The sequence below is a fragment of the Pseudomonas flavocrustae genome, assembly GCF_029872515.1.
Taxonomy (GTDB): domain Bacteria; phylum Pseudomonadota; class Gammaproteobacteria; order Pseudomonadales; family Pseudomonadaceae; genus Chryseomonas; species Chryseomonas aestiva.
Map to the genome: position 1 here is coordinate 530656 of NZ_JAPDIQ010000001.1, position 23336 is coordinate 553991.

General features: G+C 63.2%; 18 protein-coding genes and 1 pseudogene. 11 read left to right on the forward strand and 8 right to left on the reverse strand.

Features of this window, described 5'->3' with window-relative positions:
- Window positions 1-174: 174 nt before the first annotated feature.
- Window positions 175-843 carry a GntR family transcriptional regulator gene (locus OMP44_RS02530; RefSeq protein WP_280306265.1) on the reverse strand — a complete coding sequence of 223 codons (669 nt, stop codon included), beginning with the start codon at window positions 841-843 and terminating at the stop codon, window positions 175-177.
- A 318-nt stretch (window positions 844-1161) separates the two neighbouring features.
- Between OMP44_RS02530 and OMP44_RS02535 the strand changes: the two genes are divergently transcribed.
- The 3 genes from OMP44_RS02535 to OMP44_RS02545 all read left to right on the forward strand — a co-directional run bounded on the left by OMP44_RS02535 (window position 1162) and on the right by OMP44_RS02545 (window position 4623).
- Window positions 1162-1839 carry a DUF2848 domain-containing protein gene (locus OMP44_RS02535; RefSeq protein ID WP_187979774.1) on the forward strand — a complete coding sequence of 226 codons (678 nt, stop codon included), beginning with the start codon at window positions 1162-1164 and terminating at the stop codon, window positions 1837-1839.
- 5 nt (window positions 1840-1844) lie between these two features.
- Entirely contained in the window at window positions 1845-3185 is a 1341-nt protein-coding gene (locus tag OMP44_RS02540) for an amidase (RefSeq protein WP_280306268.1), read from the forward strand.
- Between the two features lie 106 nt (window positions 3186-3291).
- Window positions 3292-4623 (forward strand): MFS transporter, encoded by a 1332-nt coding sequence (locus OMP44_RS02545; protein WP_280306269.1) that lies wholly within the window; start codon window positions 3292-3294, stop codon window positions 4621-4623.
- 524 nt (window positions 4624-5147) lie between these two features.
- On the opposite strand, the gene leuD is transcribed toward OMP44_RS02545, so the two are convergent.
- From leuD to OMP44_RS02560, 3 genes are all read right to left on the reverse strand, one after another.
- Window positions 5148-5816 carry a 3-isopropylmalate dehydratase small subunit gene (leuD, locus tag OMP44_RS02550; RefSeq protein WP_280306271.1) on the reverse strand — a complete coding sequence of 223 codons (669 nt, stop codon included), beginning with the start codon at window positions 5814-5816 and terminating at the stop codon, window positions 5148-5150.
- Window positions 5817-5832: 16 nt separating this feature from the next.
- A complete protein-coding gene (leuC, locus tag OMP44_RS02555) occupies window positions 5833-7251 on the reverse strand; it encodes a 3-isopropylmalate dehydratase large subunit (protein ID WP_280306273.1) in 1419 nt (472 codons plus the stop codon).
- Between the two features lie 156 nt (window positions 7252-7407).
- Window positions 7408-8772 (reverse strand): dicarboxylate/amino acid:cation symporter, encoded by a 1365-nt coding sequence (locus OMP44_RS02560; RefSeq protein ID WP_280306274.1) that lies wholly within the window; start codon window positions 8770-8772, stop codon window positions 7408-7410.
- Window positions 8773-9193: 421 nt separating this feature from the next.
- On the opposite strand from OMP44_RS02560, the gene OMP44_RS02565 reads away from it, so the two are divergent.
- Together OMP44_RS02565 and OMP44_RS02570 are read left to right on the forward strand one after the other, a co-directional pair.
- Window positions 9194-10117: a LysR family transcriptional regulator gene (locus tag OMP44_RS02565; protein WP_280306276.1), complete on the forward strand. Its 924-nt coding sequence runs from the start codon at window positions 9194-9196 to the stop codon at window positions 10115-10117.
- Window positions 10118-10323: 206 nt separating this feature from the next.
- Window positions 10324-10533 carry a hypothetical protein gene (locus tag OMP44_RS02570; protein ID WP_280306277.1) on the forward strand — a complete coding sequence of 70 codons (210 nt, stop codon included), beginning with the start codon at window positions 10324-10326 and terminating at the stop codon, window positions 10531-10533.
- A 560-nt stretch (window positions 10534-11093) separates the two neighbouring features.
- On the opposite strand, the gene OMP44_RS02575 is transcribed toward OMP44_RS02570, so the two are convergent.
- Complete coding sequence (locus OMP44_RS02575) at window positions 11094-12719, reverse strand: methyl-accepting chemotaxis protein (protein ID WP_280306278.1); 1626 nt, start codon at window positions 12717-12719, stop codon at window positions 11094-11096.
- Between the two features lie 357 nt (window positions 12720-13076).
- Here OMP44_RS02575 and OMP44_RS02580 point away from each other — a divergent pair, with 357 nt between their 5' ends.
- The 3 genes from OMP44_RS02580 (at window position 13077) to OMP44_RS02590 (ending at window position 14610) form a co-directional block, all read left to right on the forward strand.
- Entirely contained in the window at window positions 13077-13469 is a 393-nt protein-coding gene (locus OMP44_RS02580; protein WP_280306279.1) for a RidA family protein, read from the forward strand.
- A gap of 183 nt (window positions 13470-13652) precedes the next feature.
- Window positions 13653-14123, forward strand: coding sequence for a hypothetical protein (locus tag OMP44_RS02585; protein WP_280306281.1), 471 nt, complete (start codon window positions 13653-13655; stop codon window positions 14121-14123).
- An 88-nt stretch (window positions 14124-14211) separates the two neighbouring features.
- Window positions 14212-14610, forward strand: coding sequence for a hypothetical protein (locus tag OMP44_RS02590; protein ID WP_280306282.1), 399 nt, complete (start codon window positions 14212-14214; stop codon window positions 14608-14610).
- Window positions 14611-14677: 67 nt separating this feature from the next.
- Here OMP44_RS02590 and OMP44_RS02595 read toward each other — a convergent pair whose 3' ends face one another.
- The 3 genes and pseudogenes from OMP44_RS02595 to OMP44_RS24845 all read right to left on the reverse strand — a co-directional run.
- Complete coding sequence (locus OMP44_RS02595; RefSeq protein WP_280306283.1) at window positions 14678-16669, reverse strand: putative bifunctional diguanylate cyclase/phosphodiesterase; 1992 nt, start codon at window positions 16667-16669, stop codon at window positions 14678-14680.
- A 185-nt stretch (window positions 16670-16854) separates the two neighbouring features.
- Window positions 16855-17727: a methyl-accepting chemotaxis protein gene (locus OMP44_RS24840; RefSeq protein WP_431312622.1), complete on the reverse strand. Its 873-nt coding sequence runs from the start codon at window positions 17725-17727 to the stop codon at window positions 16855-16857.
- Window positions 17713-18771 (reverse strand): annotated as a pseudogene (locus tag OMP44_RS24845) (methyl-accepting chemotaxis protein); the annotation flags it as partial. The pseudogene OMP44_RS24845 and the gene OMP44_RS24840, both read right to left, overlap by 15 nt.
- 428 nt (window positions 18772-19199) lie before the next feature.
- Between OMP44_RS24845 and OMP44_RS02605 the strand changes: the two are divergent.
- The 3 genes from OMP44_RS02605 to OMP44_RS02615 all read left to right on the forward strand — a co-directional run bounded on the left by OMP44_RS02605 (window position 19200) and on the right by OMP44_RS02615 (window position 23285).
- Window positions 19200-19442, forward strand: coding sequence for a DUF1654 domain-containing protein (locus tag OMP44_RS02605; protein ID WP_252977162.1), 243 nt, complete (start codon window positions 19200-19202; stop codon window positions 19440-19442).
- A gap of 57 nt (window positions 19443-19499) precedes the next feature.
- Window positions 19500-20024, forward strand: coding sequence for a GNAT family N-acetyltransferase (locus OMP44_RS02610; protein WP_348529674.1), 525 nt, complete (start codon window positions 19500-19502; stop codon window positions 20022-20024).
- A gap of 216 nt (window positions 20025-20240) precedes the next feature.
- Entirely contained in the window at window positions 20241-23285 is a 3045-nt protein-coding gene (locus OMP44_RS02615) for an autotransporter domain-containing protein (RefSeq protein ID WP_431312623.1), read from the forward strand.
- Window positions 23286-23336 lie beyond the last annotated feature (51 nt).

Below are 23336 nucleotides of genomic sequence, written 5' to 3' on the forward strand. Positions count from 1 at the left end.
CCTGAGGTGTGGGCAGCGCGCAGCTTCCAGCTGCCTTCCGCGGGCCAGCGGTTAAACGTGGAGGAGGGCGAACGCTGCTCAAGATCCCCTCGACCTACTGGCTTGGCGGCATCGCTTAGGTAGCCCCTGAGATGTGGTTTGGACAGAGGAACGCTGACCCAAGAACCAATCAGCTCACAGCGTACGGATGATCGCTCGGCGGAAGTCATCGATGTGATGATGGATGGCATGGATAGCCGCCTCGCTGTCACGGTTCTCCATGGCATTGAGGATCTGCAGATGCTCTTCGTAGATGCGCTCGCTATGGTGCATCTCCGACATGGTCAGGAACCAGAAGCGGGCCTGCTTTTCATGCAGGTTGCGCAGTAGGCCGGCGAGTACCCGGTTACGCGCAGCCGCTGAAATGGCCAGGTGGAATTGCAGGTCCACGTCCATCAACCCGGGTACATCCCGTTGTTTGAGCAGTGCTGGCGACCGCTCCAGGATAGTGCGCATGGCGATGAAATCGCTCTCCTGCGCCCGTTCAAGTGCCAGCTTCACGCACAGCTGTTCGTTGCAGACGCGCACATCGATCATGTCGAGAACGTCGTTGAGCGAGATCGCGGTGACTATCACCCCCTTGCGCGGCAGGATAGTCACCATTCCCTCCATTTCCAGCCGGTGCAAGGCCTGATGCACTGGTGTCCGGCCCAAACCGAGCAGCTGCGTGAGCTGAGCTTCATTGATCGCGTCGCCTGGACGTAGCTGACAGGTAATGATGCGCTGCTTGATCTGCGCATAAGCGAGCTCTCGCAGGCTGGCACTGCCTTTGACGGAGTTGGAGGTGTCGGTGGTATCGAGCAAGAAACTGTCCTCGAGGCACTACTGATATATCACTGTATGGAAAAAGGCTGCCTCTGTCGCCTCTTGCCGGGTCAATCAATAGGCCGCTCTGAACCGGAGTTGCACAGGAATGCGCTGAAACGGTGCAGATAGGTAACAGCTTGCCTCCTTTCCGCTCCTCCTTGCGTATCCATCAGCTACGCAATCCACTGATTTGATGGGACTTTCCTTGGCGTGGGCCGAGCTGGCACAGGCGTTGCTCTGTGAAAATACTGTGATATATCAGACGATCATCAGTAACAGAGCTGGTGCCGTTATTCCCTGTCCAAGGAGCGAAAGATGACGCAACTCAACCTCAACGTGATCGGCCATGGTGAAGTCCGTGTCGATATCGACCATCTGATCATTGCCGGCTGGGCTGGGCGCGACAGCGCTGCGGTCGAGCATCACATTGCCGAACTGGAAGCCCTGGGCGTACGCCGTCCCACTCAGATTCCCTGTTTCTACCGCGTCGCGGCAAGCCTGCTTAACCCTGCGCCCAGCATCCAGGTGCCCGGCAAACACTCGTCCGGCGAGACTGAGATCGTGCTGATACCCAGTCCTGAAGGATTACTGGTGGGCCTCGGTTCTGACCATACCGACCGCAAGGTCGAAGCCTTCGACGTTACGGTTTCCAAGCAAATGTGTGACAAGCCCATTGCCTCCATGGCCTGGCGCTTCGCCGAGGTGGAAGGGCACTGGGATCAACTGGTGATGCGCACCTGGCGAGATCGCGACGGCGTCCGCGCCCTTTATCAGGACGGCCCTGTGACCTCGCTGCTGGCGCCCGCGACCTTGTTGGCCAAGCTCGATGACAGCGCTGCGCTACCCGCGGGTACCGCGATGTTCTGTGGCACCCAGCCGGTGATCGGCGAGTTGGGGTATGGCGAATCCTTCGAAATGGAGCTGTTCGACCCGGTGCTTGGCCGCAGCTTGAGCCATACCTACCGCGTCGAGCCACTGCCGGTAGCGGAGTGACCCTGATGAAAGCGATCAGTGAGTTGGCGCTTGAGCTTGCCCAGGGCACGACCACCAGCGAGGCGCTGGTAACGCAAGCGCTGGAGCGCATCGAAGTCCATCGCGCTGCGGGTGGCCACTCCTACATCAGCGTCGATACCCAGGCTGCGCTATTGGCGGCACGAGCCAGCGACCAGGCTCGCGCTGCTGGCTACGCCCCGTCGCCCCTGGCGGGCCTGCCGGTATCGATCAAAGACCTTTTCGACGTGCGCGGGCAAGTCACCGCCGCCGGGTCCAAGGTATTGGCCCGGGCAGCGCCCGCCGGCTGCGATGCCGCCATCGTGGCTCGCCTGCGCGCCGCTGGCGCCGTTCTGCTCGGGCGGACCAATATGAGCGAATTCGCCTTTTCCGGCCTGGGCCTGAATCCCCACTACGGTTCGCCGACCAGCCCGGTAGCTGCTGGGCGCATCGCAGGCGGTTCCAGCTCCGGTGCAGCGGTGAGCGTAGCCGGCGGCATGGCCGTGGCTGGCCTGGGAACAGATACCGGTGGATCGCTGCGTATCCCGGCCGCCTTTTGTGGTCTGGTGGGCTTCAAGCCCAGCGCACAACGGGTGTCGACTCAAGGCACCATGCCCCTGGCCAGCAGCCTGGACTCGGTTGGTGCCCTCACCAGAACGGTGGCCGATAGCATCCTGCTTGACGAAATTCTTTCAGGCGAAACATTCGACTCTCGCCCTGCCTCCCTTGCCGGCTTACGCCTCGCAGTGACCCGTGATTTCGTTCTGGATGGCCTGGATGACACCGTGGCTCGCGCCTTCGAGCGCAGCCTGGAGCGTCTGCGGGAAGCCGGTGCTGTGATCAGCTGGTTCGACTTCCCTGAGTTGCATCAGCTGCCGACGATCAATGCCGCAGGCGGCCTCACCGCTGCCGAGGCGTGGTATCTGCATCATCCCTGGTTGAGCGGTAGCCAGGCCGGCGACTACGACCCGCGCGTGGCCCAACGAATTCGCCGTGGCCAGTCCCTGAGCGCGGCCGACTACCTGCACCTGCAAGCCCAGCGCAAGGTCATGATCGCCGCTGCAAAGGCACGTCTGGGTGACGCCGATGCCTGGCTGCTGCCCAGCGTAGCTGTCGTTCCGCCGCTGTTATCCGCCCTGGAGCAGGACGATGAGCAGTTCTTTGCCACCAACGGCCTGGTACTGCGCAACACCAGCGTCATCAACTTCCTGGACGGCTGCGCGCTGAGTCTGCCCTGTCACTGCGGCGACGAATTGCCTGTGGGCCTATCGATCGCCGGGCTGAACGGCCAGGACGCGCGCGTGCTGCAAGTGGCCCGTAGCGTTGAGTCGCTGTTGCGCAACAGTTGAAGCAGTGCCGTTCTCGCAGGGCAACGCCAGCGGTACCCCCTTGAACCCTTGATGCTCCGACGTCCCCTCAGGGTCTTCCTCGGCGCTGAATCGATGGAGATGCAGTATGAACCAGAACCCCGTCCTGATCGCCGATTCCCAAGGCGCGAACCCGGACAGTACCGCTACCGCCGCGACCTATCGCAAGATCGCCTGGCGTCTGCTGCCATTCCTGGTGTTCCTCTTCGTTCTGGCATGGATTGATCGAGTAAACGTCGGCTTCGCCAAGCTGGCGATGCTTGATGACCTGGGTTTCAGTGAAGCGGTCTACGGTCTCGGCGCAGGCATCTTCTTCATCGGCTACTTCCTCTTCGAAGTGCCGAGCAACCTGCTCCTGGAAAAGATTGGCGCACGGCGCACGTTGGCGCGTATCACGATCCTTTGGGGACTGACCTCGGTGGCAATGGCCTATGTGGAAAGTCCAATGTCGTTCTACGTCCTGCGCTTTCTGCTCGGTGCATTCGAAGCCGGCTTCTTCCCTGGCGTGGTGTTGTACCTCACCTACTGGTTTCCCGCGGCGCAGCGCGCACGCATCAATGGGATGTTCATGACGTCGTTCGCCATCGCCGGAGTGGTAGGCGGTCCTATCGCAGGCTTCATCATGAGCCGCATGGTCGGGGTTGGCAGTCTGGCCAACTGGCAATGGCTGTTCATCATCGAGGGCATTCCCTCGGTACTGGCCGGTATCGCGGTGCTGCGCTACCTGCCTGAAAAACCGGCCCAGGCCAAGTGGCTGACGCAGGCAGAGCGCGATCACGTCAGCCAGGTCATTGCTCGAGAAGATGCCGCCCCCGAAAAACACAGCGATCTGAGAAGCCTGGTTCGCAATCCCAAGGTATGGCTATGCGCACTGGTGTACTTCTGCATCGTCTCGGGCAACGCCACCATCGCGTTCTGGACCCCGTCGGTGATCAAGTCGTTGGGCATCGATAACAACATGACCATCGGCTTGCTGGCCGCCATTCCGTTCATCATTGGAACGCTGGCAATGGTGTGGAACGGCCACCATTCCGACCAGACCGGCGAGCGACGCGCCCATTGCGCCATCGCTGCACTCCTGGCGGGTCTGGGCTTGATAGCGACTGGCCTGTGCCTGGGCAGCGCCACCCTGGCGCTGATCGCCCTGACCGTGGCGGCGGCCGGCATCCTGGCCGCCTTCCCGGTGTTCTGGTCGATCCCCGGCGCATTCCTGGCGGGTACCGCCGCCGCAGGTGGAATCGCTCTGATCAACTGCATCGGCAATCTGGCGGGCTTCGTCGCGCCCTACATGATCGGTTTCCTGCGCACCCTGACCGGCAGTCTCTCCGCGGGCCTGTACTTTGTTGCGGCGCTGGAGATTCTGGCGGCCGTAATGGTGTTCCTGCTGTTCAAGGACGTCAGGGTCAGCGAAAGCGCCTAGTCTGTGAAAACCATAGGCAAGCCCTGGGGCTTGGGTGTCAGGTGGCTCTGACGGATGCAACTTGTGAACATCCCCGCCGCCTGCTTCCAGCCCTTGAGGCCGCTCGCTGACGTCCTCCAGCCGACCCGCCATCACCTGTAGTAGCCCGTCTCGCATTTCGGTGGTGCCATCCACGCGCAGCTGTGACGCCGACCGTTCACGTTGTTGGCGGTCCGCCAGGATTCGCCATACCCCCCCATTGACGATTTCGTACCGCAGCAGGGTAAGCAGGTACGTGCCGGGAGGGTCCGTAAAAAGGCATAGTCCGATCAGAGGTCTTAAGTAACGGTCGGTACGACGAGCTTCTGGATATCCTCCTCGATCACGGCCTCCTAGAGCCCCTCTCTCTCTGAAAACTGGCCTGGACAGAGCGATGAGTGGTCGTCTGCCAGATTGTTTTTACCACCAGAGCGAGAGGGGATATCGGCTTATCTCAATGCGCAGCTGATGTCACTGAAACAAGGGTGATCATGGATTCATAGCCGTTAGCCAAGCGCTCGCGTCGATTCTTCAGGGTTTCTGAACAGCCAGGGCTGACGTGCCCGGTGCTTGATTTCGAACGCCGTGATCGCATCGGCTTCCAACAAGGTCAGGCCAATATCGTCCAGCCCCTGGAGCAGGCAGTGTTTGCGGAAGGCGTCGATCTCGAAGTTCAGGATTTTGCCATCCGGACGGGTCACGGTCTGGGCCTCCAGGTCGATGTGCAGCTGGTAGCCCGGCTCGGCTTCAACCTGCCGGAACAGCTCGTCCACCTCGCTATCGCGCAAGACGATCGGTAGCAGGCCGTTCTTGAAACTGTTGTTGAAGAAGATATCGGCGAAGCTCGGCGCGATGATGCTGCGGAAACCGTACTCCTCCAACGCCCAGGGCGCATGCTCGCGACTGGAACCACAACCGAAGTTCTCCCGGGCCAGCAAGACGCTGCTGCCCTGATAGCGCGTGGCGTTGAGGACGAAATCCTGGTTCAGCGGCCGCTTGGAATTGTCCTGGTATGGCTGTCCCTCATCCAGGTAGCGCCATTCATCAAACAGATTGGGGCCGAAACCCGTTCGGTAGATCGACTTCAGGAATTGCTTGGGAATGATCTGGTCGGTGTCGACGTTGGCGCGATCCAGAGGGGCGACAAGTCCTATGTGCTGGGTAAAGGCTTTCATGCTTGGCTCCTTCAGATCAGATCAGGTCACGGACGTCGACCAAGCGACCGTTCACCGCCGCAGCGGCGGCCATGGCCGGGCTGACCAGGTGGGTACGACCACCGGCTCCCTGGCGTCCGGCAAAATTGCGGTTGGACGTAGAGGCGCAGTGCTCGCCGGACTCCAGGCGGTCCGGATTCATCGCCAGGCACATCGAGCAGCCTGGTTCGCGCCATTCGAAACCGGCGTCGAGGAAAATCTTGTCCAGGCCTTCCGCTTCGGCCTGGGCCTTCACCAGACCCGATCCCGGCACGACGAGGGCCTGCTTGATGGTCGAAGCCACCTTGCGGCCCTTGGCAATCACGGCCGCAGCCCGCAGGTCTTCGATCCGCGAGTTGGTGCATGAGCCGATGAACACGCGGTCGAGCGGGATGTTGGTGATCGCCTGATTGGCGGTCAGACCCATGTATTTCAGGGCACGGACGATGGAGTCGCGCTTGATCGGGTCCGTCTCCTGGGCCGGATCGGGAACGTTCTGGTCTACGGCCAGGACCATTTCCGGCGAAGTGCCCCAGCTGACTTGCGGCTTGATCTGCGCGGCGTCGAGTTCGACCACCTTGTCGAAGCGAGCGCCGGCATCAGATACCAGGTCTTTCCAGGCTTCGACGGCCATATCCCACTCCGCGCCTTTCGGGGCGAACGGGCGGCCCTTGATATAGGCGATGGTTTTTTCGTCCGTCGCTACCAGACCTACGCGGGCGCCGGCCTCGATCGCCATGTTGCAGATGGTCATGCGGCCTTCGATGGACAAGGCCCGAATGGCGCTGCCCGCGAACTCGATGGCGTGGCCATTACCCCCGGCGGTACCGATCCTGCCGATTATTGCGAGGATGATGTCCTTGGCGGTCACCCCGAATGGCAATTGGCCATCGACGGAAACCAGCATGTTTTTCATCTTCTTGGCGATCAGGCACTGGGTCGCCAGCACATGCTCGACTTCGGAGGTGCCGATACCGTGTGCCAGTGCCCCGAACGCGCCGTGGGTAGCGGTGTGGGAATCGCCGCAGACCACGGTCATGCCCGGCAGGGTGGCGCCCTGTTCCGGAGCGATGACATGAACGATACCGTGGCGAACGTCGTTCATCTTGAATTCGGTGATGCCGTACTGGTCGCAGTTGTCATCGAGGGTCTGCACTTGCAGACGCGAAACCGGATCGGCAATGGCGGCGATGCCACCCTTGCGCTCAGCTGTCGTTGGCACGTTGTGGTCCGGGGTCGCGATGTTGGCATCGACACGCCAGGGCGCGCGGCCGCTCAGCCGCAAGCCTTCGAAGGCTTGGGGCGAGGTCACTTCGTGAATGATGTGACGGTCGATGTAGAGCAGCGCCGAGCCGTCGTCGCGCTGTTTCACCAGATGCGAATCCCAGAGTTTGTCGTAAAGCGTTCGGCTAACCATTGCATTATCCTGCCTTGAGTTTTTTGTATGCCAGAAAACTGGCTCTTAGATCGAATCGAACAACAAGAACGTGTTTTTCATCGACAAGTAATGAACACAATCTTTGTGCGGAGCAGACGCCGACGTGAGGCTGCTTAATAAAGGGCAGTCAGATCTTTATTGATGTTTGAGCGCCCGACTTGTAACATCGGGTAGTTGAACAAGCGTCTCGCTCGATGACGTCGCCGATCTGGCGGTCTCGGAGCGCGCATCATCACGAGTTTCTTCCAGGTCTTCGCCATCAAGCGCTCTATTCATTTTGGCCGTGTCCAAAGCGCCCACCCATTTGGCGATGGCCATCGTTCCGACCCCATTGCCGATCGTATTGGTAATGCCCCGCGCCTCGGACATGAAGCGATCCACACCCAACAGCAGCACCATGCCGGCCACCGGGATGGTGTCGAGCGAAGCCAGGGTCGCCGTGAGGATGATGAAGCCTGCCCCGGCCACGCCCGCGGACCCCTTGGAGGTAAACATCAGAACGGTCAGCACGATCAGCTGATCGGTCAAGGTCAGCGGGGTATTGGTCGCCTGGGCGATGAAGATGGCGGCAATGGTGTAGTAAATGGCTTGCCCATCAGGGTTGAAGGTCAGCCCTGAGGGAATGACAAGTCCTGCCACCGGCTTGGATACACCGGCCTTCTCCATTTTCGAGATCATCTGCGGCAACACCGATTCGGATGAGCAGGTCCCCAGCACGGTGAACAGTTCTTCCTTGATGTACTTCAGGAACTTCCAGAGGCTGAAGCCACTGTATCGGCAGATCGGACCCAGTACGAAAATCACGAACACCGCGCAGGTCAGATAGACGCAAGCCACCAGCTTGCCCAACGAAAACAGCGAGCCGAAGCCGTATTTGCCGATGGTGAAGGCGATCGCGCCGAAGGCTCCGATAGGCGCCAGGCGCATTATCATGCTGACGATCCGAAACATGCCTTGCGTCAGGCTGTCGAGCGTGTCCACGAAGAGTTTCGCCCGCGGCCCGGCATTGGCCAGGGCCACCCCTAGCAAGACTGAAAACAGGAGTATCTGCAGCACGTTGCCCTTCGCGAAGGCATCGACGATGGTGTTGGGAATGATGCCCATCAGGAAGTCCATGGCCGACGTATGCTTGGCGGCCGTGGCGTAGCTGCTGAGACTTGCAGTATCCAGGGTCGTGACGTCGACATTCATTCCACTGCCGGGCCTCAATACATTGGCGACCACCAGGCCGACGACAAGCGCCAGGGTGGAAACCACTTCGAAATAGATCAGGGCACGGAAGCCGACCCGTCCCAGTTCCTTCATGTTTTCCATTCCGGCGATGCCGGTCACTACCGTCAGGAAGATGACCGGCGCCAACAGCATCTTGATGAGCTTGATGAAGGCATCGCCCAGGGGTTTCAGTGCCGCCCCTGTTTCAGGAAACAGCACGCCGACAAGAGCACCGGCTATTACTGCGATCAACACCTGTACGTAGAGTTTTCCGAGCGCTTTTTTCATTGTTAACCCCTGAATTTTTATTTTTGTCAGGAGACATCGGGTAATCGGCTTTCGACCGATCGCGAGATGTCTGAGGTATTGCCTCGCGCGATTGAAGGCGGTCAGCGATCAATCAGTACCAGCGCGCACATCTCCTCTATCGAAGTTAAAGCCCCGGTGCGAGCCGCTTTCAATAGGGTGAAGTTCAACGTCGAACGTCTTCGGCAGTCGTTACTGGTCTTGGATCCCATTGTCTGGCTCAGTCCAATACACTTCGCTGAAACTGCGGGAGTTTTGATGGCGCTTTTAACTGGCTCAACTAAGCCGATTGGTGCGGGATGGTTGACCGCAGGCTGTTCAGCAGTGTGTGAGAGGAGTATATGTAGTGATCGCGACCCTGTGAGTGCTTCAAAATCACTACTTAATTAACTTTGAGTTACCAATGAGTCAGACCCTCGATCTCGCTTTTTTCCATCTGCTTGCCGAGAAAGGCAGCCTGGCAGCGACCGCCCGGGAACTGGGGGTGACCCCGCCGGCGGTGAGCAAGCGTCTGAGTGCCCTCGAAGCACGCCTGGGCATTCGCTTGGTCACCCGGACAACCCGGTCCATGAGCCTGACGGCCGAGGGGGAGATGTACTTCAACCACGCCGAGCGCATCCTCACGCAGATCAATGAGGTGGAGCAGCTGGTCAGCAGCTGTCGCGCGACCCCCAAGGGCCTGATACGAGTCAATGCGACCCTGGGTTTCGGCCGCCGCTATATCGGCCCGGCCCTCGCTGCCTTTCATACCCGCTATCCCGAGGTCAAGGTGCAGCTGGAGATCAGCGATCATCCGCTGGATCTTGCCGCCCATGGTTTCGATCTGGCCATCCGGATCGGCAACCTCCCCGACGCGGCGTTCCATGCCCGCAAGATCGCCTCCAATCGCCGACTGCTATGCGCCTCCCCCCTCTATCTGGAAAAGCATGGCAGCCCCTCCCGGCTCACGGACCTGCAAGACCATAGCTGCATTTTCCTGCGGCAGAACGAAGCGACCTACGGCGTCTGGAATTTCAACAACGGCGGGCGCACCCAGAATATCAAGATCCACGGTGCCCTGAGCTGCAACGACGGGGAAGTGGCCTTGAACTGGGCCCTGGAGGGCTATGGGATTCTACAGCGCTCCGAATGGGATATCGCCCGCTATGTACGCAGCGGTCGCCTGAGGGTGGTGTTGGAAGACCAGACCGAGCAGGCGGATATCTACGCGGTTTATCCGCAACAGCTGCACCTTTCGGCCAGGGTGCGCAGCCTGATCGACTTTCTGGTCGAGCGCTTTTCCAATATCAACGCCATGGGTGAAGACACCGGCGATTCCGACGCCTGAGCGGTGGGCGATCGCTGCACACGGGCGGGGAGGTTGACGCCTTTTGAGGGGGCAGAGCCGTTCTTTCGGGATCTGTATGTTTTCGCGCCATCGCGAACAGCCCCTGAAAGGATGACAGGATTGTAATGCGCGGCTCATCCTGGCGTTGGCCGCGCACTTCTAGAGTGGCGCTCATACCCACGCTGCACTCTAGAAGGAGAAACACCATGACATTCCTCAAGACGGCCCTGTTTGCTGCCACCCTCGTAGTTGCGAACCTCGGCTATGCCGCAGACGGCAGCGAACGCTCGATCTCACACAATGAGGATTTCCGCGATAGCCAGGCGGCGCTCCTGCAGCATCGGCAGCTGCATGAAACGCTGGCCCAGCAAGGGCAGCGGGCCGACAAGGCCTCCAAGGTCGAGGCGACCAACTGACAAACCGGTGGCCTTGGGTGATCGGAAGTCCACCCAGGGCTACTTTCCAAGGGACGCCAGCTCACAAGGCCACCAAGTGGCAGGCGGCAGGTGAAGAAAATCCCGCCGCACGGGCAGTTCAAATTCATCCGCGGAGCAACTGCGTGGCCAGCGCCATTCGACCAGGGCACCTGCCTGGTTCAACGCATCAGACCCTGATTGCGGACCACTCCCCACCTTGCGCTGAGCCAGCGCGGTCTTTCCGGTCACCGACTGCGATGAGCTGCGAGTAGTCGGCCCGGCCGCAGAGCAATACCCGTGCTACCTGTTACTGGAACGATCCGCCAAGACCGGCGCGCGGTCTGCTTCCCAGCGAAGAGGGCAGCGAGCCTGGCCGGGGTGTTTGAGTACGGCAGTGTCTGACCCGCGCCCGCAGGAAGGGGCAGTTCGGTGAAACCAGAAGCCCATCGCGTATCACCCGGATCGGGTGATACGCGACCTGTCGTAGCTCAGCGGTCAGTCTGCCGGCTGGTTGCCGACAGGCCCGGGCAGGGGGGCAGCAGCTAGGGGGGCAGGGACGTCTACACGCGGAATCGACGAATCTGCCCGTTCAGCTGCACCGCCAGTTCAGACAGCTGCTGGCTGGCGACGCGGGTCTGGTGGGCGCCGGCGGCCGTCTGGACCGACAGGTCGCGGATCCGCACCAGGTTACGGTCGACCTCGCGGGCCACCTGAGCCTGTTCCTCCGCAGCACTGGCGATCACCAGATTGCGCTCGTCAATACCTGACACCGACTGGGCGATGGTTTCCAGGGCGCCGCTGGCGGCCTGCGCCTGTTCACGGGTCTGGCGCGCCTGGTCGGCACTGGTCAGCAAGGCATTCACGGTCTGGCCGGTGCCGTGCTGGATGCTGCCGATCATCTTCTCGATTTCGCGCGTGCTGTCGCCGGTCCGCTGGGCCAGCCCCCGTACCTCGTCCGCCACGACCGCGAAGCCGCGACCGGCATCGCCGGCCCGCGCGGCCTCGATGGCCGCATTGAGCGCCAGCAGGTTGGTCTGCTCGGCTACCGAGCGGATGACGTCGAGGACCTGGCTGATGTTGCGGGTCTGTTCGGCCAGCTCACGGGCGCGATCGCTGGCACTCAGCACATTGTCGGTCAGGGTCTCGATCGCAACCAGGGTGTTGCCCAGCTGCTGTTGGCCGTCACGCGCGCTGGCCGCGGCCTGGCGCGAATCGGTAGAGGTGGAGGTAGCATTGCCGGCCACTTCCTCGACCGCCTGGCTCATCTCTGTCACGGCGGTGGCCGCCATTTCGATTTCGCTGTTCTGCTGCTGCAGGCCGGTAGCGCTCTCCTGCATGACGGCGGTCATTTCCTCGGCGGCGGAGGCCAGTTGGGTGGCGGACTGGCCCAGATGACCCAGGGTGTCACGCAGATTGGTCTGCATCTGCTGCATGGCCTGCAGCAGTTGGGCGGCCTCGTCGTGACCACGGGCATCCAGGGTCTGGGTCAGGTCGCCAGCGGCAATGACCCTGGCCGCGGCTACCGCGTTGGCTATGGGGTAGGTCAGGCTGACCGTCATGCGCCAGGCGAGCAGGAGCGTCAGCCCCAGCGCGAGGCCGATGGACAGCCAGGTGATCGTCTTGGAGTTGCTGTAGGTGACACCCGCGTTCTCCGCGGCGGCCTTGACGCCCTCCTGGTTCACCTTGCGCAGGGCCTCGGTGCTCTCGTTCATCCTGGCGCCCAGCTGGGCCATGCCCGACTGCACCAGGGCCCGGCCTTCTTCCACCTTGCCGGCGACGACCAGATCGGCCAGCTGGTTGACGTTATTGAGGTAGTCCCGGTGGACCTGGCGCAGGCTCTCGAAGGCCTGGCGTTCACGATCGGAGCTGACCAGCTTGGCATAGCGACCGAAGGCCTCCGCGACCTCGCCGCTGATGCTGTCGATCTTCCTGCGGGTATTGGCGACGGTCGAGGCGTCAGGAATGGCCAGCAGGCGCAGCACCTCGATGCGGGTACGGGCCAGCTGCAAAGCGAGGTTGTCGGCCTCCACGATGCTCGGAACGCTGTTGTTTTCGATCACCAGGCTCTGGCCCCTGATCTGCGACATCTGGGTGATGCCGAAAATACCCAGGCCGGCTACCAACGCGGCGAGTAGACCGAAACACAACAGGCTGCGGGTGGCGATGTTGAACGCGCGAAGGGTCATATCCATGTACCGGTTGGGGGTGTGATGAACATAACGGCAATGGCCCAGATAACTTGAGCGGATGCCTTCAAGGACGCGGGTTTCGGCCTGTTTTTCGAAGTCGTGACCGCTTGAATTGAAGCAGACGCTCATGCGATCGATACGGACTTCCGCCATGAGTGACGGCCGTCTGCTGAGCGTTGATGCGAGCGATGTCGTCCTGGCCGAGACCGGATCAAGGCTGCCCTCGGCATCCCCGGAGGATTGGGGCGGAGCCCGCGAGGTCAGGCGTCCGGGGCAGCCCCGGAAAAGCGCGGCTAGGCCTCGGAGCACTGCTGCTGTTAGTTTGCCTTTTCTACGACCGCGGACGCGAAGACAATGACAGACCGCCAGTTGATCATCCCCGACAGCATGAAAGGGCTTGTCGAACGTGCGGGTTATGTACCGGCGGTGAAGGTCGGCAAGACGCTCTATTGCGCAGGGCAGGTGGGCCGTACGCCGGAGCTGGAGGTTATCCAGGATCCCGAGCAGCAATTCCGGGCGGCCTGGGACAATCTTCGCACTGTCTTGGCAGCGGGTGGCTGTACGTTCGAGGATGTGGTGGAGTTGACGACCTTCCACGTCGACCTGCATAGGCACATGCCGGTCTTCAGGCGCGTGAAGGATGCCGTCTTTCCCAGAGGGACGTGCGCCTGGACCTGCATCGGCGTCGCCGAACTGGCCCGTGCCGGACTGCTCGCGGAAATCAAGTGCATCGCCGTGCAGCGATAGACCCTGCCGCCCCGGCTGTTCGGCCTGATGGCGCTGCCTGTGCGTAACGCTCGCTCAGCGTCCGGGTTGCGAAAACAGCTGAAGGGCTGCGGCCCTCAGGATCGGATAGCCAGATGAGCGGTCCTTCATTCGCCTCCGCGAACCCTGGAGGCGATCGTTCCAACCCATTCAGGAAGCACTGTGATGAATAAAGATGGCAGCGAAACCTCGGCGGGCTATCTGTTGCTGGGCTACGTCGATGCCCGCCTGTTGGCGCTGTACCAGGCCGGGGTAGTGCCCAGGCTCGAACTCGCGCGTACCCCGGCTGCGCTGACCGCAACGGGGCAGGCCGCCGAAGCGGCGGTCCCGCTGTATATCCAGCAGGGCGCTGCACACGACTTCCTGCCCGGGTCGGGCCCGAGCGAGTCCGCTCAGCCGGTTGAAGCGGATGAACCGGGGTCTGTCCCTGCGCAGGACAGCCTGGCCCGCCCTGTGGCGGAGGATGCCGAATGGCATTCCTTCAATGCGCTTGAACAACAACTGGAGCTGCCGGACGAGGACGCGGAGGACTACTCCCTGGAAGAGCGGCGCGAAGCCACCCGCCTGGCGTTGGCGGCGCTCGAAGCGGGGGAGGAGGTCAGCGTTCCGCTGCTCAGGCAGGCGCCCGAGAAATAGTGGCAATTAGCTATATATAGGGCTAAGGTTAATAGCCTTAACCTCAGACTGTGTCATCCTAAGCACCTTCTCCGCCGTTTCTTGCACTATGACCGCCTCACGAAGACCTCCTCGCGGTGCAGGCCGCACGGCCAAGCCCGATTCCCTCCGCGCTGCTCATGAGCAGATCACCCGCAACAGCGGGACCCTCGCCGATATCGCCGATCTGATCGAGATGGAAGGCAAGGCCAGGCCAGGACGTCAGCCGCCCGGGCAGCCCACCCGCGCCCGGTCCGAAGCCGCCAATCCGGCAGAGACGTCCAAGGCAAAAGCCGCGGGGGATAGCAGCGGCGGCCATTTCCTGGTGCAGCCCGTGTTCGGGATACCGCTGGTGGCGCTGCTGGTCTGCGCCCTGATCCTGGGCGCTGCGGTAGGGGTACCGCTAGGCGTGGTCACCTATGGAAGCGCGCTCTGCACGGCGGTGCTGGATAGCCTGGCGATCTTCTAGACGAACCGTAGGCAGGGCATCGCCGCCGGCCCCCGGCAGGGCGCCGGAAGTCGGTTAGCGCTAGGCGTCAGGCTTCCAGCGACGCCGTAAGCTGGAATTCCTGACCGCTAGGAGCCGCCGCGGGTCTGCCCAGCAGATACCCCTGGGCGAGCCGGACGCCCAGCTGCTGCAGCTGCGCCAGTTGTTCAGGGGTTTCCACGCCTTCGCAGAGCACCTCGAGTTTCATGGCCTTGCCCAGCAGCAACAGGGAGGTCAGGACCTGGCCACGCTGTTCCTCGTCCTCGATCGCCAGGATCCGGCGATCGAGCTTGATCAGCTGGAAGGGCAGTTCGAGGATGGGGCCGAGGCCGGCAAAGCCGCTGCCGAAGTCGTCCAGGGCCATGCGGATGCCCAGCAGCTGGAGCAGGGCGAAGGACTGGCGGGTCTTGGTATCTATGACCAGTTCCACCCCTTCGGTGACCTCCAGGACCAGGCGGTTGGGCGCCAGGCGCGAGAGCCTGAGGGCCGCGGATACCCGCTCATGCAGGATGGGATCGGCGAATTGCAGCGGCGACAGGTTGATGGAGATGCTCAGGTGTGGAGGCCACTGACTGGCCGCGAGACAGGCCTCCTTCACCACCCACTCGCCCAGGGCGATGATGAAATTGCCCTGTTCCGCGAGCGGGATGAAAACCTCCGGCGAGACCATGCCCAGGGTCGGATGCTGCCAGCGCAGCAGCGCTTCGTAACCCGTCACCTGCCGGGGATCGACGCGATAGATGGGTTGGTAGTGCAGCAGGAATTCGTTGCTCGCGAGTCCCTTGCGGACATCCTCCGGGGTGAGCAGCGCGGCATGGTCGAGCGGTGCGCCCAGGATGGCATCGACGCCCCCTTCGAAGACCCGGTCCCGGCCCTCGCGCTTGGCGCGATAGAGCGCGCGGTCGGCACAGTCCAGCAGGTCGTCGGCGCTGCTCAGACCGGCCAGGCCACTGCGGGCGATGCCGATGCTGACGGTGACCCGGGTCTTGTCGTCCTGACGCCCCTGGTGCGGGATCTGCAGGTCGCGAACGCGTTCCAGGATGGCCTCCGCCACGTCCAGCGCCTCGGCCGGGCCGACCCGGTCCAGGAGGACGACGAACTCCTCGCCACCATAGCGACCGATCCTGTCACCCGGGCCCAGCCCGACCGCCAGGGCCTTGGCCACGGAGCGCAGGCAGTCATCCCCGGCGAGGTGGCCGTAGTAGTCGTTGTAGCGCTTGAAGTGATCCACGTCGATCAGCAGCACGGCGCCTTGCTCTCCGGCCAGGCGGCGTTGCCAGAAGTCTTCGAGGAGCGGGCGGAGCTGACGACGATTGGCCAGCCCGGTGAGGGAGTCGGTTTCCGAAAGGATCTGCAGATCCTGATTGGCCGAATTGAGAGACGCCAGGCGGACTTCTTCGCGCAGCTTGTAGAGGTAGGAGCGGCGCCCTTCGACGTTGAGCCAGTAACTGGCCAATAGCGAAAAGAACGCCATCACGATGGCGTTGGTCATCATCAGCCCGCCGACGATTGGTGACACCGGCGCTTCATGGACGGCAAGGGCGATCACCGACAGGGCGAAGCCGTTGAACAGCAGGGCCGGCAGCAGCGGACTCTTCATGCAGGTGTTGACGAAGGCCAGCATCAGCGGCCAGGTGAAGATGAACAGTGTCTGATTCATCTCCCTGCCCGGTGGGCCGTTGATCACCATGTTGTAGACCACCACCAGGCCGACATAGAACGGCAGCGAGGCCAGGGTTTCGCGCCAACGTGTCGGCACCACCTGCAGCAGCACCACGACCAGCAGCGCGAAGGGGGTGGCGATCCCCAGCATCTGGGCGGCCGCCCAGGGCAGGGCGTCTTGCAGCAGGAGCCACCACCAGATCAGAAAGCTGTCGTAGCTCAGGGTGCCGATCAGCAGGCAGCGAGTGAGGTGCCGCGTGCGCTGCTTGTGGATATCCAGCTGAAACAGGCGCTCCAGCACCGAGACGAAGGCAAAGGGCCCGACCGGCACAGCAAGCGTCTGATCGACAAGCCGACCCAGTTCTGGTGAGGTTTTCATGCGTGACCTGGACTGACAGAAGAGATATCAATGTGCGATAAGTGACATTGATAATATCAATATGATGGCACCTAGTGACCGGCCGCTGGTGCAGGGATTCAGCCGAAATGACCGGCGGTTGAGTTGGAGAACCTGACGGTGCGAGCCCCTGCCGCAGGCTGCTGCGGCAGGGGCTCGGGCTGTTGTCAGACCTGGAAGCGGCGGGTCATTTCCTGCAGCCGGACACCGATGCGCGCCAGCTCCGTGCTCGAGGAGGCGGTCTCCTCGCTGGCGGCGGCGGTCTGCTCGGAGATGTCGCGGACGTTGGTCACGCTGCGGCTGATTTCTTCACCCGCCGTGCCCTGCTGCTCCGCGGCGCAGGCGATCTGCTCGTTCATCGACTCGATGTCCTTGACCGAGCGGGTGATGCGCTTGAGCAGCTCGCCCGCTTCGCGCGACAGGCCGACGCTGCTGTCGGTCAACTGCACGTTATGGTCGAGCACCGCCGCCATGCGGTCGGTGCTCTGGTGCAGACCGGTGATGAGCTGGGCGATCTCGTCCGTCGAGGAGCGGGTGCGCTGCGCCAGGCCGCGGACCTCGTCGGCGACCACGGCGAAGCCGCGTCCCGCCTCGCCGGCGCGGGCGGCTTCGATGGCGGCATTGAGCGCCAGCAGATTGGTCTGCTCGGAAACCGCCTTGATCACGTCGAGCACGCCACCGATGCTGTCGGCATGATCGCGCAGGGCGGCCATGGCGATCTTGGTCGACGCCATTTCGCCGGCCAGCAGTTCGATCTGGGCGACGGCCTTGTTGACGGCCTGGTCTCCCTGCTGGGCCTGCTGACTGGCCTCCAGCGCCGAGCGCGCGGCGGCCCCGGCGTTGCGCGCCACTTCGTGGGTGGTCGCCGTCATTTCCTGCATCGCGGTGGCGATCTGATCGGTCTCGACCTTCTGGGATTGCACCCCGGCACTGGTCTGCTCGGTTACCGCCGACAGCTGCTCGGCGGCACTGGCGACCTGGACGACGCCATCCTTCACTTCGCCGATGAGTCCGCGGAGGTTGGTGGTCATCTGCTGCATGCTGATCTGCAGCGCGCCCAGTTCATCCTTGCGGGTCACCTCCAGCTGACGGGTGAAGTCGCCGTTGGCGACCGTCTGTGCCAGGAGAACGGTGTCCTTCAGCGGGCGGACGATGGAGCGGGTGATCAGCCAGGCGCCCAGGAGGCCCAGAGCGATCGCGATGGTCAGCCACACCAGCAGCAGCTGGCGTGCACCGCTCACATCCGTCAGCTGGAATTCCTTCTGGATCGCGGTGAGCTTGTCGGCGACCGACAGCAGCGTGGTGATGGTGGTAGTGATACCGGCCTGACCCTGGTCCACCTGGGCCTGGGTGGTGATCAGCTGTTGCAGGCGCTGCTGGTAGCCGTCGAGTTCGCTGCCAAGCTTCTGCAACGCCTCGGTCGGCAGGGTGCTGGTCGTAGCGAGTTGTTTGACCTTTGCCTGGATACCGTCCAGGGCGCCATGGGCAGCGGCCTCGTTGTCCTTGGTGGGCGTGGTGGCATAGCTACGCAGGGCAATGCGCATCCGCTGCAGGTCGATGAAGAGGGCCGCTACCTGCTGACGGTCTTCGACTCGCCCTTCCTGGGCATTGGCCGCCGTGGCCAGGGCCAGCAGATAGGTGTTGGCCGCTTCCGCCGTGGCGGTCGCTGCCTGCTGGACGGTCGCACGCTCCCGCGTGGCCGTCACTACCTGGGTGTAGAAGTCCCGATAGCGCTTGAGTGCGGCCTGGGCTTCGCTCAGCAAAGCCTCGTTGGCCTTCGAGTTGAAGTTGGGAATGATGCTCTGCAGTTGGGCTTCGAGCTTGTCGAGCGCGGCCAGCCATTTGGCCGCCTGGGCCTCGTCGGCCTTGACGATGTAGACGAGTCGCTCGATGCGCATATCGCGCGCCAAGGTGCTGAATCCGGAGATGTCGCCGATTCTTTCGCTCCGATCGCGCAGGGCGTCGGTAGCCTGCCATCCGGTGTAGGCCACCAGCAGGATCATGCCGATGAGCAGGGAGAAGCCGAGTGCCAGCTTGGCCCGGACGCTGATGTTGCTGAGGAAATTCCAGCCATTGTGCTGCATGTGGACTACCTGGAGAGGAGGGCCGGGTGGAAGCACCTCAGCCGGATTAACGGTGATTTGTTATCACGATAGCTTTAAGCCCTTGGACGGGCTCTGAATACCTGACGCCATGGAGGTGCCGTCAGTCGCTGCTCGCGGGGGGCGCGGCGCGCATCAAGAGCGCCCTGAGCGTTGTGGATGGGTCTGACCCTAGCCAAGAAAAAGTGATCCATGTCACACCTTTTCCAGAGATGGCTGGTGGCTATTCCTGGATGGACGGCGTGTCGCCATCATGGGGAACCCGGGTTTCCTCGCGGGCGGACACTGGGCAAAAAGGGTCCTCCGGCGTAGACCTCCAGGGGCTGCCGGCGGATCAGGGAGCCGGGCGACTTGCCAATCGCCTCGGTCGAGAACTACTGTATAAAAGAACAGTTATGGAGCCCGCGCCCATGGCCCAGAGCCAGCCATCCCAGCTGACCTCCTATGATCGCCTGACGATGCGGGTGTCGCGGCTGGTGAACAACGCGCGCGGGGTCATCGACAAGCACGTGCATGTGGAGCGCCTGGAAGCGAGCAGCGAGGACTGGGAATTGTTGCTTGAAGCCTTTGGCGAGACCGAAGGCCTGATCGTGGCCCATCGCGATGACGGCAGCATCGACCTGTTCTGGAAGGTCAGCTACGACGATTTCTGAGCGGTCATGACAGAGCGCCGGCTTCGCAAGCGGCTTGGCGCTGGAAGGAGGTTGACCATGAATATCCAGCGCCTGGGGCCTGCCTGGGCCCCCGTCTACCGGCAACTGATGCTGGACGCCTATGCCCGACATCCGGAAGCCTTCACCTCCAGCCCCGAGGAGCGGGCGGCGCTGCCGCTCGACTGGTGGGAGCGTCGGCTGCAAGAGGATGACCAGGCACAAGAGCTCGTCTGGGGCGCAACCCGGGGCGCGGAGCTGCTGGGCGTTGTCGGTCTTGGCCGCGAGACGCGGGAAAAGGTCCGGCACAAGGCGACCCTGTTCGGGCTGTACGTCCCTGATCGTTACCGGCGTCTGGGAATCGCCAAGGGCCTGCTGGACGAACTCCTGACCCATGCGCAGGGGTTGCCCGGGCTCAGGGTCGTTCAGCTCACGGTGACCGAGGGTAATGATGCCGCGCTGGCGCTGTACCGGCAGGCGGGCTTCAACCTCTTCGGCAGCGAGCCGCTGGCGATCGCCGTGGGGGATGGCTTGCTTACCAAGCTGCACCTCTGGTGCGATCTGGACAGGTTGCGCCGCGGCTAGCGCGTCCCTGCCATCCACCACACCGCGATCCTTTCCCGGCCGGGCGCCAGATCGCGGTCCCGATGGTCATGAGATGTTGTGAAACTGCCTCCAAATCGCCGCCACACCGTCACATCACCGCTCTAGGCTCGCCGCCCCAAGACAGCTTGTAACAAGTTGTATCCACAGGGCCAAGGAGAAGAGCTGGTGAAACGTTCAGGTAACAAACCCGCGGTGTTGACGGTCGCGTTCGCGGCCTCGCTGTTGGCGCTTTCGGTGCAGGCGGCCAGCCGTTCGGGCAACAACGCCATCAATGGCGTCGACCTGCTGTCAGGCTACAACAGGCTCTGGACCCCCGGCGCCACCTGGAACACCGGCACGCCCACCGCCTTCGGGGCGCCCATCCTGCAGCGCAATATCCAATACGTGGTCGACCTCGCGAAAGCCCGCACCCAGGCCCAGGAGATAGCGGCCTACTACGACGACCGCCGTGACCAGAGCTACAGCCTGATCAGCGGCCTGGGTTCCCTGGCCAATGGCTACCTGGCCGGCTCCGGCGCCTTCACCACCATCCCGGTGTTCGACGCCTCCACCCAGACCACCAAGTACAACGACAACGGCAACGGTGCCGGCGACGCCAACACGCAACTGGGCAAGGTGGTGCAGCTGGTCCAGGCGATCCGCAACGATGCCTCCACCACTCCGGCGAAGAACGCCTACCAGTATCCGCGGCCCTGGCGGCAAGCCAGCGTGGACATCGTGCCGCTGTCGTTGCGTCCGGCGCTCAGCACCACACCGCAGAGCGACGGCGGCTTTCCCAGCGGCCATACCAACGCGGCCTACCTGGCGGCCATGGGCTTCGGCTACGCCGTACCCCAGCGCCTGGGTGAAGAACTCTTCCGCGCCTCGGAGCTGGGCAACAACCGCATCGTCGCCGGCATGCACTCGCCGCTGGACGTGATAGGTGGCCGCATCACCGCCACCTATTTCGCCATCGACAACCTGGTCAACAACGCCCAGCTGCGCAGCGATGCCTTCGCCCAGGCCCAGGCCTACTTCGCCCAGCAGTGCGGCGGCGACATCAACACCTGCGTGGACGGCATCGATCCGGCCACCGACCAGCAGTCCCAGCACGCCCAGGACAAGGCGCTGTACACCGCCCGTATGACCTACGGCTTCGCTCCCGTCGGTCCGACCAACCTGGCGCCGGTGGTGCCGATCAACGCCGAGGTGCTGCTGGAGACGCGCTTTCCCTATCTCACCGCCAGTCAGCGCCGCGACATCCTGGCCAGCACCGAGCTGTCTTCCGGCTATGTGGTCATCGACGAATCCAACGGCTACGGTCGCCTCAACCTGATGGCCGCGGCCGACGGCTACGCGGCCTTCACCGGCAATGTCAGCGTCAACATGGAGGCCAGCCAGGGTGGCTTCAACGCCCGCGACGCCTGGCGCAATAACATCGCTGGCAGCGGCAGCCTGACCAAGAACGGCAGCGGCGAACTCACCCTCAGCGGCGTCAACACCTACAGCGGCGGGACGGTGATCAATGGCGGCACCCTGCGTGGCCATGCCCAGGCCTTCGGCAGCGGCGACATCACCGACAACGCCACCCTGGTGCTGGATCAGTCGGTCAACAGCAGCCTGGTCAACAACCTGCACGGTAGCGGTAGCCTGGTGAAGACCGGGGACGGCTCCCTGAGCCTGACCGGCAACAGCGACTTTTCCGGTACCACCCGCGTCAACCGGGGTCGCCTGGCCATTAACGGCAACCTCGGTAATTCGGCGGTCACCGTCAACACGGGCGCCATCCTTGGCGGCACCGGCAGTCTCGCCAGCCTGCGCGTGGCCGAGGGCGGCATCCTCGCGCCCGGCAACTCGGTGGGGCAACTCAACGTTAACGGCAACGCCGTCCTCGACCAGGGCTCGATCTATCAGGTCGAGACCGATGCCAGCGGCCGCGCCGATCGCCTGGTGGCCAGTGGCAGCATCACCGTCGACGGCGCCACCCTGGCGCTGGTTTCCAGCCCCTCCTGGCAGCCGCTGGGCAGCTATCAGCTGCTGAGCGCGGGCAATGGCCTGAGCGGCCGCTTCGGCCAGATCCAGTCCGACTTCGCCTTCCTCACCCCGACCCTGAGCTATGGCGCCAACCAGGCGACCCTGAGCCTGGCGCGCAATGGCGTGGCCTTCGCCGAGCTGGCCGAGGGCCGCAACGCCCGCGCCGCCGCAATGGGCCTGGATAACGCCGGTGCCGGCAATGCCTTGTGGAATCAGGTGGCCGCGACCAACGCCGCCGGCGCCCGGAGCACCTTCCAGAGCCTGGGCAACGAGCTGCACGCCTCGACCAAGACCGTACTGGTGGAAAACAGCCGGCTGGTACGCAATGCCATGAGCGATCGCCTGAGCGACGCCCAGGACGAGCTGCCGTCCGGCTCCGGCATCCAGGGGCTGGCCGGCAGTCGCGAGCGCGGTCTGGTCTGGACCCAGGCCCTTGGCGCCTGGGGTCGCAACGACGGCAGTCACGACGCCAGCAGCCTGGGCAGCCACAGCCGTGGCCTGCTGATCGGCAGCGACGTACCCCTGGACAGCGGTTGGCGCGTCGGCGGGTTGGTGGGCTTCGGTCACACCGATCTCGACCTGCGCGGCGAGTCCGGTTCGGCGGACAGCACCGACTACCACCTGGGCCTCTATGCTGGCCAGCAGTGGGACGCCCTCAGCCTCAAGCTGGGCCTGGCCCACAGTTGGCACTCGGTGGAAGCGCGGCGCAACCTGGCGATCCTCGGTAACGACCAGCGCCTGGCGCCGGACTACGATGCCGGTACCAGCCAGGCCTTCGGCGAACTGGCCTATCGGATCGAGCAGGGCGGCCTGAGTCTGGAGCCCTTCGCCAATCTGGCCCGGGTGCATCTGCAGACCGATGCCTTTCGCGAGCGCAGCGGTGCGCTGGAACTGGACAGTCGGCGGCAAACCACCGATGCGACCTTCAGCACCCTGGGCCTGCGCCTGGCGGCCAAGCCACTCGGTGGGCTGAAGGTGGTGCCGAGCGCAACCCTGGGCTGGCGCCATGCCTTTGGCGACACCACCCCCGAGCACGAGTCGGCCTTTGCCGGTGGCCCGGACTTCAAGCTGGTGGGGGCACCCATTGCGCGGGACGCGGCGGTGGTGCGTGGCGCCCTGGACCTGGCGCTGAGCGAGACGGTGTCGCTCGGATTGGGCTATGAGGGTCAGCTGAGCAGCCATACCAAGGACCAGGACCTCAACGCCCGGCTCAGCTGGCGCTTCTGAGGAAAGGCGTCCTGGCTGTCCGAAAGGGCAGGGCGCCTGGCCCGGGCAGGA